6 protein-coding genes, 1 tRNA gene and 3 rRNA genes are annotated in these 13,739 nt (G+C 53.2%); 2 read left to right on the top strand and 8 right to left on the bottom strand.

Annotation, left to right across the window (positions count from 1 at the left end; translation table 11 throughout):
- Nucleotides 1–48: 48 nt before the first annotated feature.
- The 7 genes from aceA to SOM82_RS00995 all read right to left on the bottom strand — a co-directional run bounded on the left by aceA (nt 49) and on the right by SOM82_RS00995 (nt 9,537).
- The gene (gene aceA / locus SOM82_RS01025) at nt 49–1,353 is read right to left on the bottom strand and encodes an isocitrate lyase (protein ID WP_154126809.1); all 1,305 of its coding nucleotides are present in this window, start codon (nt 1,351–1,353) and stop codon (nt 49–51) included.
- Nucleotides 1,354–1,509: 156 nt separating this feature from the next.
- Nucleotides 1,510–3,111 (bottom strand): malate synthase A, encoded by a 1,602-nt coding sequence (gene aceB / locus SOM82_RS01020; RefSeq protein WP_320461216.1) that lies wholly within the window; start codon nt 3,109–3,111, stop codon nt 1,510–1,512.
- 271 nt (nt 3,112–3,382) lie between these two features.
- Nucleotides 3,383–4,312 (bottom strand): homoserine O-acetyltransferase MetA, encoded by a 930-nt coding sequence (gene metA / locus SOM82_RS01015; protein ID WP_154126807.1) that lies wholly within the window; start codon nt 4,310–4,312, stop codon nt 3,383–3,385.
- Nucleotides 4,313–4,505: 193 nt separating this feature from the next.
- Nucleotides 4,506–4,621, bottom strand: a 5S ribosomal RNA gene (gene rrf / locus SOM82_RS01010).
- Nucleotides 4,622–4,712: 91 nt separating this feature from the next.
- A 23S ribosomal RNA gene (locus SOM82_RS01005) occupies nt 4,713–7,619 on the bottom strand.
- A 217-nt stretch (nt 7,620–7,836) separates the two neighbouring features.
- Nucleotides 7,837–7,912, bottom strand: a tRNA-Glu gene (locus tag SOM82_RS01000).
- A gap of 85 nt (nt 7,913–7,997) precedes the next feature.
- Nucleotides 7,998–9,537: ribosomal RNA gene (locus SOM82_RS00995) — 16S ribosomal RNA — on the bottom strand.
- Together the 16S, 23S and 5S rRNA genes with 1 tRNA gene alongside form the textbook arrangement of a ribosomal RNA operon.
- A 562-nt stretch (nt 9,538–10,099) precedes the next feature.
- Here SOM82_RS00995 and purH point away from each other — a divergent pair.
- Both purH and purD read left to right on the top strand, forming a co-directional pair.
- Nucleotides 10,100–11,689 (top strand): bifunctional phosphoribosylaminoimidazolecarboxamide formyltransferase/IMP cyclohydrolase, encoded by a 1,590-nt coding sequence (purH, locus tag SOM82_RS00990; protein ID WP_154129101.1) that lies wholly within the window; start codon nt 10,100–10,102, stop codon nt 11,687–11,689.
- A gap of 15 nt (nt 11,690–11,704) precedes the next feature.
- On the top strand, nt 11,705–12,997 hold the full coding sequence (gene purD / locus SOM82_RS00985; RefSeq protein WP_320461692.1) for a phosphoribosylamine--glycine ligase: 1,293 nt from the start codon (nt 11,705–11,707) through the stop codon (nt 12,995–12,997).
- Nucleotides 12,998–13,035: 38 nt separating this feature from the next.
- Here purD and SOM82_RS00980 read toward each other — a convergent pair whose 3' ends face one another.
- On the bottom strand, nt 13,036–13,728 hold the full coding sequence (locus SOM82_RS00980; protein ID WP_320461693.1) for a DUF1481 domain-containing protein: 693 nt from the start codon (nt 13,726–13,728) through the stop codon (nt 13,036–13,038).
- Nucleotides 13,729–13,739 lie beyond the last annotated feature (11 nt).

Raw genomic sequence — 13,739 nt, 5'->3', positions numbered from 1 at the left:
AGACTCCCCCTCATCCTGCCCTCTCCCCAGAGGAGAGAGGGGGAAAGATCAGAACTGCGATTCTTCAGTCGAACCGGTCAACGCAGTAACGGATGACGCACCGCCCTGAATGATAGTGGTAACTTTGTCGAAGTAGCCCGTTCCCACTTCCTGTTGGTGAGAGGCAAAGGTGTAGCCTTCTTTGCTGGCGGCAAACTCTGGCTGCTGTACTTTTTCCACGTAGTGCTTCATGCCCTCTCCCTGGGCGTAGGCGTGCGCCAGGTCGAACATGTTGAACCACATGCTGTGGATGCCCGCGAGGGTGATGAACTGGTATTTGTAGCCCATCTCAGACAACTGCTGCTGGAAGCTGGCAATGGTCTGGTCGTCCAGATTCTTTTGCCAGTTGAACGACGGTGAGCAGTTGTAGGCCAACAGTTTGCCTGGATATTTGGCATGAATCGCATCGGCAAAGCGTTTTGCCAGCGCCAGGTCCGGCGTGGAGGTTTCGCACCACACCAGGTCGGCATACGGGGCGTACGCCAGGCCGCGGCTGATCGCCTGCTCGATCCCCGCATGAGTACGGTAGAACCCTTCGCTGGTGCGTTCACCGGTAATGAATTCGCTGTCATAAGGATCGCAGTCAGAGGTAATCAGATCCGCCGCATCCGCATCGGTACGGGCGATAACCAGGGTCGGCACGCCCAGAACATCTGCCGCCAGACGCGCGGCGACCAGCTTCTGAATCGCTTCTTGCGTCGGGACCAGCACTTTACCGCCCATATGGCCGCATTTCTTCACGGACGCCAGCTGATCTTCAAAGTGAACCGCCGCTGCACCGGCCTCAATCATTGATTTCATCAGCTCAAACGCATTCAATACGCCGCCAAAACCTGCTTCGGCATCCGCGACTATAGGCAGAAAATAATCGACAAAGCGCGGATCGTTCGGCTCGATACCCGACGCCCACTGGATCTGATCCGCACGGCGGAAGGTGTTGTTGATCCGATCCACAACCGACGGCACAGAGTTGGCCGGATAGAGCGACTGATCCGGGTACATGCTGGAAGCCAGGTTGGCATCCGCCGCCACCTGCCAGCCGGAGAGATAAACGGCTTCAATCCCCGCTTTTGCCTGCTGTAACGCCTGCCCACCCGTCAGCGCACCCAGGCTATTGATATAGCCTTTTTTCGATTCCCCGTGCAGCAGACGCCACATCTTCGCGGCACCGAGCTGCGCCAGCGTGCATTCAGGATTGACCGAGCCGCGTAACTTCACCACTTCCTCCGCGCTGTACGGGCGGTTGATGCCTTCCCAGCGCGGTTGAGTCCACTCTTTTTGTAATTCTTCGATTTGTTGGGTACGGGTTTTCATGTGCAGATGCTCCATATTATCGGCCTGGCTTCCCAGGCGTTATTGGTGAAGGCTGTTTGGTCAGGGCCAGCGCGCAAGAACCGAAGCGCACTCGTCGTACGTGAGAGTTCTGAGCACAGCCCTGGGCCAAAATGGCGAACAAAATATCGGGGCTCTTCAGGCCAGCAGGCGGTAGCCGGGCAGCGTAAGGAAATCAATCAGCTCGTCGGAGGTGGTGATCTGCTCCATCAGGCGCGCCGCATCGTCAAAACGGCCGCTGCTAAAGCGGTGCTCGCCCAGCTCGTCCTGAATCACCAGCATCTCTTCAGCCAGCATCTGGCGAAACAGCGATTTGGTAACCGGTTTACCGTTATTGAGCGCTTTCTGATGATGGATCCACTGCCAGATGGAGGTACGCGAGATCTCAGCCGTTGCGGCGTCTTCCATCAGGCCGTAAATCGGTACGCAGCCGTTACCGGAAATCCATGCCTCAATGTATTGCACGGCCACGCGGATATTGGCGCGCATGCCTGCTTCAGTCCGTTCGCCTTCACAAGGTGCCAGTAATTGTTCAGCGGTAATCGACGCATCGTCTTCGCGGGTGACGAAAAGCTGATTTTTGTTTTCGCCCAATACGCCGTTAAATACATCCATGGCGGTATCCGCGAGGCCCGGGTGCGCAATCCATGTACCGTCGTGACCGTTACGGGCTTCCAGCTCTTTATCCGCCTTCACTTTGCTCAATACCTGATTATTGCGTTCAGCATCTTTGCTCGGAATAAACGCCGCCATCCCCCCCATCGCAAACGCACCGCGCTTGTGGCAAGTCTTTATCAGCAATCGCGAATAAGCGTTGAGGAAGGGTTTATCCATTGTGACCGCCTGACGATCCGGTAATACGCGGTCTGGATGATTTTTCAACGTTTTGATGTAGCTGAAGATGTAATCCCAGCGCCCACAGTTCAGGCCAACAATATGGTCGCGCAGGGCGTGTAAAATCTCGTCCATCTGGAAGACGGCGGGCAGTGTTTCGATCAGCAGAGTGGCTTTGATCGTACCTCGCGGCAGGTTAAAGCGATCTTCTGCGTAGCTGAAGACTTCGCTCCACCACGCCGCTTCCTGCCAGGACTGCGTTTTAGGCAGATAAAAATAGGGCCCGCTTCCCTTCGCCAGCAGCGCTTTGTAGTTGTGGAAGAAATAGAGCGCAAAATCAAACAGGCTGCCGGGAATGGCCTCATCGCGCCATGTGACGTGTTTTTCCGGCAGGTGCAGGCCACGCACGCGACAGATCAACACAGCCGGATTGGGTTTCAGCTGATAGATTTTTCCGGCTTCATTGGTGTAGCTGATGGTGCCATTCACCGCATCACGCAGGTTAATCTGCCCCTCGATCACTTTACGCCAGTCTGGCGCCAGTGAATCTTCGAAGTCCGCCATAAAGACTTTGACGTTAGCATTCATCGCGTTGATGACCATTTTGCGCTCAACCGGGCCGGTTATCTCTACGCGCCGATCCTGCAAATCCTGCGGAATACCACGAATTTTCCAGTCAGAACTACGAATGGAAGCGGTTTCCGAAATGAAATCTGGAAGCTTACCGTTATCGATGGCCTGCTGCTGCTGAATACGAGCCGCCAGCAGTTTATTGCGCTTCGGTGCAAAGCGCGTTACCAGATCAGTCAGAAACTCGACGGCATCTGGCGTCAGAACCTGCTGTTCCAGCTCACTATAGGTTTGGTTAAATGCCAGTTCATCGGTGGTCGTTGCCTGTTGATTCATTTCGCTGCTCCTCATCAAAGATCCAAAAAAGCGTCCCCCACTGCGAGCGAAAGATCGTTGTGTGGTTTTCGCTCAGCAGATTTAAGACTATCCATTATTTTTCTAAAATCAAAAACAATTTCCATTTTAATTAATAAATGCAGATAAGACATTGATGTTATTGAGATTAAAATTTTATTGGTTGATGAAGATTATTTCGGAAATAAAAAAGGCACCCGAAGGTGCCTGATCTGGAATGCTGAAACGCTTTAGGATCGTTCTGCGCAGAGGATTAATCCAGAGTTGGATTCATGTGTCGCAGATCGTATGGCGTGATCTGATAGACGTAATAGTTAAGCCAGTTGGTGAACAGCAGATTTCCATGGCTGCGCCAGGTTGCTCTCGGCTTGTTTTGCGGATCGTTTTTTGGGAAATAGTTGTACGGCACTTCCGGGGTTAACCCCGCTTCGAGATCGCGGAAATATTCACTCGCCAGCGTGTGTGCATCGTATTCAGGATGTCCTGTGACAAAGGCAATGCGCTTGTCTTTGCTGGCGAACAGATAGGCGTCGCCATCTTCCGTTTCGGCCAGGATCTCAAGATCCGTGTAATCACGAATCAGCGCGGCCGGGAAATCAGCATAACGCGAATGAGGAGCCAGGAAAGAGTCATCGAAACCGCGCGTCAGTAAGGCATGTGGATGGAGAATATGGTGTTCGTAAACGCCGGAAAGCTTTTCTGCGCGGGTTTGCTTGGGAATTCCGTAGAGAATATTCAACGCTGCCTGTACCGCCCAACAGACAAATAGCGTTGAGGTGACGTGATCTTTGGCCCACTCCAGTACCTGTTTGATCTGTGGCCAATAGGCCACGTCGTTAAACTCCACCAGACCAAGCGGTGCTCCGGTGACGATCAGGCCATCATAGTTGTCGTTACGGATATCTTCAAAGTTACAGTAGAAGTTATTCAGGTGTTCAGAAGGGGTGTTCCGTGACTCGCGGGCGTCAATGCGGAGTAGCTGGATATCTACCTGTAGCGGCGAGTTAGAGAGCAGACGCAGAAACTGGTTCTCGGTTTCGATCTTTTTAGGCATCAGGTTGAGGATAAGAACCTTCAGAGGGCGAATTTCCTGACCTGTAGCGCGCGATGCCTTCATAACAAAGACATTCTCTTCACGCAAGAAATTGACGGCTGGTAGCTCGTCCTGCACCCGAATCGGCATAACCTTATATCCTCACAGCATACGTATAAACGTTTAGACATCCAGATAGCTGACAATACCCAGGAATCGCGTGAATGTCGAGTCAGGAAAACAAAGGTGAGAAAGTTTCACGGAGAGGAAATAGAGCAATAAACAGGAAAGTACAAAAACGCAAAAAGGCCATCCTTTCGGATGGCCTCTTCACTTAATTAATGCCTGGCAGTTCCCTACTCTCACATGGGGAGACCCCACACTACCATCGGCGCTACGGCGTTTCACTTCTGAGTTCGGCATGGGGTCAGGTGGGACCACCGCGCTAAAGCCGCCAGGCAAATTCTGTTACCAACACGCTTCTCCGCGCGTCAGTTAATCTGTATCAAGCTGAATATCGTCTCTTTCGCCAAAACATCTTCGGCGTTGTAAGGTTAAGCCTCACGGTTCATTAGTATCGGTTAGCTCAATGCATCGCTGCACTTACACACCCGACCTATCAACGTCGTAGTCTTCAACGTTCCTTCAGGACTCTTAAAGAGTCAGGGAGAACTCATCTCGGGGCAAGTTTCGTGCTTAGATGCTTTCAGCACTTATCTTTTCCGCATTTAGCTACCGGGCAATGCCATTGGCATGACAACCCGAACACCAGTGATGCGTCCACTCCGGTCCTCTCGTACTAGGAGCAGCCCCCCTCAATTCTCCAGCGCCCACGGCAGATAGGGACCGAACTGTCTCACGACGTTCTAAACCCAGCTCGCGTACCACTTTAAACGGCGAACAGCCGTACCCTTGGGACCTACTTCAGCCCCAGGATGTGATGAGCCGACATCGAGGTGCCAAACACCGCCGTCGATATGAACTCTTGGGCGGTATCAGCCTGTTATCCCCGGAGTACCTTTTATCCGTTGAGCGATGGCCCTTCCATTCAGAACCACCGGATCACTATGACCTGCTTTCGCACCTGCTCGAGCCGTCACTCTCGCAGTCAAGCTAGCTTATGCCATTGCACTAACCTCCTGATGTCCGACCAGGATTAGCTAACCTTCGTGCTCCTCCGTTACTCTTTAGGAGGAGACCGCCCCAGTCAAACTACCCACCAGACACTGTCCGCAACCCGGATTACGGGTCTACGTTAGAACACCAGCCATTAAAGGGTGGTATTTCAAGGTTGGCTCCACGCAGACTGGCGTCCACGCTTCAAAGCCTCCCACCTATCCTACACATCAAGGACCAGTGTTCAGTGTCAAGCTATAGTAAAGGTTCACGGGGTCTTTCCGTCTTGCCGCGGGTACACTGCATCTTCACAGCGAGTTCAATTTCACTGAGTCTCGGGTGGAGACAGCCTGGCCATCATTACGCCATTCGTGCAGGTCGGAACTTACCCGACAAGGAATTTCGCTACCTTAGGACCGTTATAGTTACGGCCGCCGTTTACCGGGGCTTCGATCAAGAGCTTCGCCTTGCGGCTAACCCCATCAATTAACCTTCCGGCACCGGGCAGGCGTCACACCGTATACGTCCACTTTCGTGTTTGCACAGTGCTGTGTTTTTAATAAACAGTTGCAGCCAGCTGGTATCTTCGACTGGTTTCAGCTCCGTCCGCAGGGACTTCACCTACACACCAGCGTGCCTTCTCCCGAAGTTACGGCACCATTTTGCCTAGTTCCTTCACCCGAGTTCTCTCAAGCGCCTTGGTATTCTCTACCTGACCACCTGTGTCGGTTTGGGGTACGATTTGATGTTACCTGATGCTTAGAGGCTTTTCCTGGAAGCAGGGCATTTGTTACTTCAGCACCGTAGTGCCTCGTCATCACACCTCAGCGTTAGATAAGAGTCCGGATTTACCTAAACTCTCCGCCTACATGCTTAAACCGGGACAACCGTCGCCCGGCTAACATAGCCTTCTCCGTCCCCCCTTCGCAGTAACACCGAGTACAGGAATATTAACCTGTTTCCCATCGACTACGCCTTTCGGCCTCGCCTTAGGGGTCGACTCACCCTGCCCCGATTAACGTTGGACAGGAACCCTTGGTCTTCCGGCGAGCGGGCTTTTCACCCGCTTTATCGTTACTTATGTCAGCATTCGCACTTCTGATACCTCCAGCAAACCTCACAGTTCACCTTCAACGGCTTACAGAACGCTCCCCTACCCAACAACGCATAAGCGTCGCTGCCGCAGCTTCGGTGCATGGTTTAGCCCCGTTACATCTTCCGCGCAGGCCGACTCGACCAGTGAGCTATTACGCTTTCTTTAAATGATGGCTGCTTCTAAGCCAACATCCTGGCTGTCTGTGCCTTCCCACATCGTTTCCCACTTAACCATGACTTTGGGACCTTAGCTGGCGGTCTGGGTTGTTTCCCTCTTCACGACGGACGTTAGCACCCGCCGTGTGTCTCCCGTGATAACATTCTTCGGTATTCGTAGTTTGCATCGGGTTGGTAAGCCGGGATGGCCCCCTAGCCGAAACAGTGCTCTACCCCCGAAGATGAGTTCACGAGGCGCTACCTAAATAGCTTTCGGGGAGAACCAGCTATCTCCCGGTTTGATTGGCCTTTCACCCCCAGCCACAAGTCATCCGCTAATTTTTCAACATTAGTCGGTTCGGTCCTCCAGTTAGTGTTACCCAACCTTCAACCTGCCCATGGCTAGATCACCGGGTTTCGGGTCTATACCCTGCAACTTAACGCCCAGTTAAGACTCGGTTTCCCTTCGGCTCCCCTATACGGTTAACCTTGCTACAGAATATAAGTCGCTGACCCATTATACAAAAGGTACGCAGTCACCTAACAAGTAGGCTCCCACTGCTTGTACGTACACGGTTTCAGGTTCTTTTTCACTCCCCTCGCCGGGGTTCTTTTCGCCTTTCCCTCACGGTACTGGTTCACTATCGGTCAGTCAGGAGTATTTAGCCTTGGAGGATGGTCCCCCCATATTCAGACAGGATACCACGTGTCCCGCCCTACTCTTCGAGTTCACAACGCGTGCATTTTTGTGTACGGGACTATCACCCTGTACCGTCGGACTTTCCAGACCATTCCACTAACACGCGCGCTGATTCAGACTCTGGGCTCCTCCCCGTTCGCTCGCCGCTACTGGGGGAATCTCGGTTGATTTCTTTTCCTCGGGGTACTTAGATGTTTCAGTTCCCCCGGTTCGCCTCATGCCACTATGTATTCATGACATGATAGTGTGTCGAAACACACTGGGTTTCCCCATTCGGGTATCGCCGGGTCAAAGGTTCATATCACCTCGCCGACGCTTATCGCAGATTAGCACGCCCTTCATCGCCTCTGACTGCCAGGGCATCCACCGTGTACGCTTAGTCGCTTAACCTCACAACCCGAAGATGTTTCGTAAAACATCGTCGTGTTGCGAAAATTTGAGAGACTCGAACACACCGCCTGTCTGTTCTTATTACGGAGAACAGACACAGTGTGTCGTTTCAATTTTCAGCTTGATCCAGATTTTTAAAGAGCAAATATCTCAAACATGACTCGCAAGTCAGTTTTGAGATACAGAGGTCGGCGACTTTCACTCACAAACCAGCAAGTGGCGTCCCCTAGGGGATTCGAACCCCTGTTACCGCCGTGAAAGGGCGGTGTCCTGGGCCTCTAGACGAAGGGGACACTGAAGTCTCAATCGCAAGACGCCTTGCTATTTACTTTTCATCAGACAATCTGTGTGAGCACTACAAAGGCAGGTTCTTTCAGGTAAGGAGGTGATCCAACCGCAGGTTCCCCTACGGTTACCTTGTTACGACTTCACCCCAGTCATGAATCACAAAGTGGTAAGCGCCCTCCCGAAGGTTAAGCTACCTACTTCTTTTGCAACCCACTCCCATGGTGTGACGGGCGGTGTGTACAAGGCCCGGGAACGTATTCACCGTAGCATTCTGATCTACGATTACTAGCGATTCCGACTTCATGGAGTCGAGTTGCAGACTCCAATCCGGACTACGACGCACTTTATGAGGTCCGCTTGCTCTCGCGAGGTCGCTTCTCTTTGTATGCGCCATTGTAGCACGTGTGTAGCCCTACTCGTAAGGGCCATGATGACTTGACGTCATCCCCACCTTCCTCCAGTTTATCACTGGCAGTCTCCTTTGAGTTCCCGGCCGAACCGCTGGCAACAAAGGATAAGGGTTGCGCTCGTTGCGGGACTTAACCCAACATTTCACAACACGAGCTGACGACAGCCATGCAGCACCTGTCTCACGGTTCCCGAAGGCACTAAAGCATCTCTGCTAAATTCCGTGGATGTCAAGAGTAGGTAAGGTTCTTCGCGTTGCATCGAATTAAACCACATGCTCCACCGCTTGTGCGGGCCCCCGTCAATTCATTTGAGTTTTAACCTTGCGGCCGTACTCCCCAGGCGGTCGACTTAACGCGTTAGCTCCGGAAGCCACTCCTCAAGGGAACAACCTCCAAGTCGACATCGTTTACGGCGTGGACTACCAGGGTATCTAATCCTGTTTGCTCCCCACGCTTTCGCACCTGAGCGTCAGTCTTTGTCCAGGGGGCCGCCTTCGCCACCGGTATTCCTCCAGATCTCTACGCATTTCACCGCTACACCTGGAATTCTACCCCCCTCTACAAGACTCTAGCCTGCCAGTTTCGAATGCAGTTCCCAGGTTGAGCCCGGGGATTTCACATCCGACTTGACAGACCGCCTGCGTGCGCTTTACGCCCAGTAATTCCGATTAACGCTTGCACCCTCCGTATTACCGCGGCTGCTGGCACGGAGTTAGCCGGTGCTTCTTCTGCGAGTAACGTCAATCACTGTGGTTATTAACCACAATGCCTTCCTCCTCGCTGAAAGTACTTTACAACCCGAAGGCCTTCTTCATACACGCGGCATGGCTGCATCAGGCTTGCGCCCATTGTGCAATATTCCCCACTGCTGCCTCCCGTAGGAGTCTGGACCGTGTCTCAGTTCCAGTGTGGCTGGTCATCCTCTCAGACCAGCTAGGGATCGTCGCCTAGGTGAGCCGTTACCCCACCTACTAGCTAATCCCATCTGGGCACATCTGATGGCAAGAGGCCCGAAGGTCCCCCTCTTTGGTCTTGCGACGTTATGCGGTATTAGCTACCGTTTCCAGTAGTTATCCCCCTCCATCAGGCAGTTTCCCAGACATTACTCACCCGTCCGCCGCTCGTCACCCGAGAGCAAGCTCTCTGTGCTACCGCTCGACTTGCATGTGTTAGGCCTGCCGCCAGCGTTCAATCTGAGCCATGATCAAACTCTTCAATTTAAGTTTGATGCTCGTGAATTAAACTTCGTAATGAATTACGTATGTTCACTCAGAGACTTGGTTATTCATTTAGCGTCTTGCGACGTTTAGAATCCATGTCACTTTGAGTGCCCACACAGATTGTCTGATAAATTGTTAAAGAGCAGTGCAACGCGGCTTTCGCTCACCGTTGCGAGGTGGCGTATATTACGCTTTCCTCTTTCAGAGTCAACCCTGAATTTCAGGATTTTTTCTCTTCAACCGAACCGGCTGTTTGTGTGAAGTGATTCACATCCGCCGTGTCGATGGAGGCGCATTATAGGGAGTTCTCAGCAGGCCGCAATACCTAAATGACAGAAAAATGACTGACTGCTGCATTCCACAGCAAAACCCCGCCTTATACCTTTTTTTACACAGACTTATCCACAATGCTGCGAAAATTTGAAAATTCGCGAGCGTTGCGCAAACGTTTTCGTTAAAATGCACGCGCTAAACAAGGATGCCCCGTCAGGTGTGTTAGATGAGTTTTTTGCGGAAAATTCATCTAACGCTCTCTGTAATCGTGAAATCCAGGGGATTTACCATGCAACAACGTCGTCCAGTCCGCCGCGCTCTGCTCAGTGTTTCTGATAAAGCCGGTATCGTTGAATTCGCTCAGGCACTTTCTGCACGTGGTGTAGAGCTGCTTTCCACTGGCGGAACCGCTCGCCTGTTAGCAGATAAAGGTCTGCCGGTAACCGAAGTGTCCGATTACACCGGTTTTCCGGAAATGATGGATGGACGTGTAAAGACCCTGCATCCAAAAGTACACGGCGGCATTCTCGGTCGTCGCGGTCAGGATGACGGTATTATGGAAGAACACGGGATCGCGCCAATCGATATGGTTGTTGTTAACCTTTATCCGTTCGCCCAGACCGTCGCCCGCGAAGGCTGTTCTCTGGAAGATGCCGTAGAGAACATTGATATCGGCGGTCCAACCATGGTTCGCTCCGCGGCCAAGAACCATAAAGATGTCGCTATCGTCGTTAAGAGCAACGACTACGAAACCATTATTAAAGAAATGGATGCCAACGACGGTTCTCTTTCGCTTGCCACCCGTTTCGATCTCGCCATTAAAGCCTTCGAACATACCGCCGCGTATGACAGCATGATCGCCAACTACTTCGGCAGCCTCGTTCCCGCCTATCACGGTGAGAGCAAAGAGCCTTCCGGCAAATTCCCGCGTACCCTTAACCTGAACTTCATCAAGAAGCAGGATATGCGTTACGGTGAAAACAGCCACCAGCACGCCGCCTTCTATATAGAAGAAGAGATCAAAGAAGCCTCCGTAGCGACCGCGCAGCAGGTTCAGGGTAAAGCCCTCTCTTATAACAACATCGCCGACACCGATGCGGCGCTGGAGTGTGTCAAAGAGTTCAGCGAACCGGCATGCGTCATTGTGAAGCACGCCAACCCATGCGGCGTTGCAGTCAGCTCTTCGATTCTTGATGCTTACGACCGCGCTTATAAAACCGACCCGACGTCTGCTTTCGGCGGCATTATCGCCTTCAACCGTGAACTGGATGCCGAGACTGCGCAGGCCATTATCTCCCGCCAGTTTGTCGAAGTGATCATTGCCCCTTCCGCATCTGAAGAAGCGCTGAAGATCACCGCCGCCAAACAGAATGTGCGCGTTCTGATTTGTGGCCAATGGGCCGATCGCGTTCCGGGCCTGGATTTCAAACGTGTTAACGGCGGGCTGCTGGTTCAGGATCGCGATCTGGGTATGGTGACCGCAGGTGACCTGCGAGTAGTCAGCAAACGTCAGCCGACCGAACAGGAACTGCGTGACGCGCTGTTCTGCTGGAAGGTGGCGAAGTTCGTCAAATCCAACGCCATTGTCTACTCGAAAGAAAATATGACCATCGGTATTGGCGCAGGCCAGATGAGCCGCGTTTACTCCGCGAAAATCGCCGGTATTAAAGCCAGCGATGAAGGGCTGGAAGTGAAAGGCTCTGCCATGGCGTCTGACGCCTTCTTCCCGTTCCGTGACGGTATTGATGCAGCCGCTGCGGTAGGTGTGACCTGTGTTATCCAGCCGGGTGGTTCTATTCGCGATGACGAAGTGATTGCCGCTGCCGACGAACACGGCATTGCAATGATCTTTACCGACATGCGCCACTTCCGCCATTAATCATCGGAGCAGACAATGAAAGTATTAGTGATTGGTAATGGCGGGCGCGAACATGCCCTGGCGTGGAAAGCAGCACAGTCGCCGCTGGTGAGCACCGTCTTTGTCGCCCCGGGTAATGCGGGCACGGCACTGGAGCCAACCCTGCAAAACGTCGATATCGGTGTGACCGATATTCCGGCACTGCTGAGCTTTGCGCAGAACGAGAAGATTGATCTGACTATCGTTGGCCCGGAAGCGCCGCTGGTGATTGGCGTGGTGGATGCGTTTCGCGCTGCTGGCCTGAAGATCTTTGGCCCGACGGAAGGCGCCGCACAGCTTGAAGGCTCCAAAGCCTTCACTAAAGATTTCCTGGCACGCCACAAAATCCCGACCGGTGAATATCAAAACTTCACCGAAGTCGAACCAGCCCTGGCCTATCTGCGTGAGAAAGGCGCGCCGATTGTCATCAAAGCCGACGGTCTGGCTGCCGGTAAAGGCGTGATTGTTGCAATGACACTCGAAGAGGCCGAAGCCGCAGTTCAGGATATGCTGGCGGGGAATGCTTTTGGTGATGCCGGGCACCGCATCGTTATTGAAGAGTTCCTTGATGGCGAAGAGGCCAGCTTTATCGTGATGGTCGATGGCGAGCATGTTCTGCCAATGGCGACCAGCCAGGATCATAAACGCGTGGGCGATGGCGATACTGGCCCGAACACGGGCGGTATGGGGGCTTACTCCCCGGCACCGGTAGTGACCGATGAAGTGCATCAGCGCACCATGGAACGCATCATCTGGCCAACGGTAAAAGGGATGGCGGCCGAAGGAAACACTTATACCGGTTTCCTGTATGCAGGCCTGATGATCGACAAACAGGGCAACCCAAAGGTTATCGAATTCAACTGTCGCTTTGGCGATCCGGAAACTCAGCCAATCATGCTGCGCATGAAATCCGACCTGGTTGAGCTTTGTCTGGCCGCCTGCGAAGGTAAACTGGACGAGAAAACTTCCGACTGGGATGAGCGCGCTTCGTTAGGTGTGGTCATTGCCGCTGGCGGTTATCCGGGACATTACAACAATGGCGAGCAGATCCACGGTTTACCGCTGGAAGAAGTGGATGGCGGCAAAGTGTTTCATGCCGGCACAAAACTCGCTGCCGATGACCGGGTTCTGACTAACGGTGGCCGTGTACTGTGCGCCACTGCACTGGGCAATACCGTCGCCGAAGCGCAAAAACGCGCGTATGCATTGATGGCCGATATTCACTGGAACGGCAGCTTTAGCCGCCATGATATTGGCTATCGGGCGATAGCTCGCGAGCAAGAACAGTAATAGCCATTCGCCCTCTCCGACCGGAGGGGGCACTGACTTCAGAACGTTTTTTCGGTCGGCTGCCAGGTACAGAAATCTTCATTCGCCACCAGCAGCAGTTGCGAACCTTCCGGAGCTTCAAGCCAGGCCACGCTCACTTCCACTGAAGAGTGTCGCTGACGACGTTCGATATGTTTTGTTGCCCATGATTCAAGATCAGGCTTCACGGTTTGCCCTTCGCACGTGGTAACAGACCCATTCGTATGCCAGCGCCCCTGACGCAGCACGACACGTCCCTGACGCAGCGCATCGCTGGTCTGACGAATTTGCTCGGCACGGTAACGGTATAATGCGATTTGATCGCTGGAGAGCTGCTGTTTTTGACCGCCGACTTCACGCTGCATAAAACTCAGCTCGCCGTGGTCATCAAAACGCACGCGCACATGTTCGGGCGTTTTACTGTAGATATTGAGTTCAATCAGCGATAGCTTATCGTCCTGCCAGCGGTATTCCGCTGTAGACGTATTGCCGTTGTGCCACGGACTGAATGCCGAGAGCAGGCGGACATCACCGCTGTTATCTTTGCGCCAGATGCGCACAGCGCCCTGGTTGTCAGCGTATCCGCTGGCGGTGAATGGCGGCAGAGAAGAGTCACGGCTACAGGCAGAGAGCAACAGTATCCCCCCCAGCGCCAGCAGACTGCGCCAGAAAGACAAAAGGGGCGAAACCGCCCCCTTGTTAAAACTGTTCACTGCCACGCGTC

This window comes from Lelliottia sp. CFBP8978, from assembly GCF_034046055.2.
Classification (GTDB): domain Bacteria; phylum Pseudomonadota; class Gammaproteobacteria; order Enterobacterales; family Enterobacteriaceae; genus Enterobacter.
The sequence above is the reverse complement of the archived record's forward strand: the minus strand, read 5'-3'. Positions and strand labels throughout refer to the sequence as shown.

Bases quoted from the DNA above. Each gene is read 5' to 3' on its own strand.
- purD (WP_320461692.1), top strand. From the start codon at position 11,705: ATGAAAGTATTAGTGATTGGTAATGGCGGGCGCGAACATGCCCTGGCG.
- metA (WP_154126807.1), bottom strand. From the start codon at position 4,312: ATGCCGATTCGGGTGCAGGACGAGCTACCAGCCGTCAATTTCTTGCGT.
- aceB (WP_320461216.1), bottom strand. From the start codon at position 3,111: ATGAATCAACAGGCAACGACCACCGATGAACTGGCATTTAACCAAACC.
- aceA (WP_154126809.1), bottom strand. From the start codon at position 1,353: ATGAAAACCCGTACCCAACAAATCGAAGAATTACAAAAAGAGTGGACT.
- purH (WP_154129101.1), top strand. From the start codon at position 10,100: ATGCAACAACGTCGTCCAGTCCGCCGCGCTCTGCTCAGTGTTTCTGAT.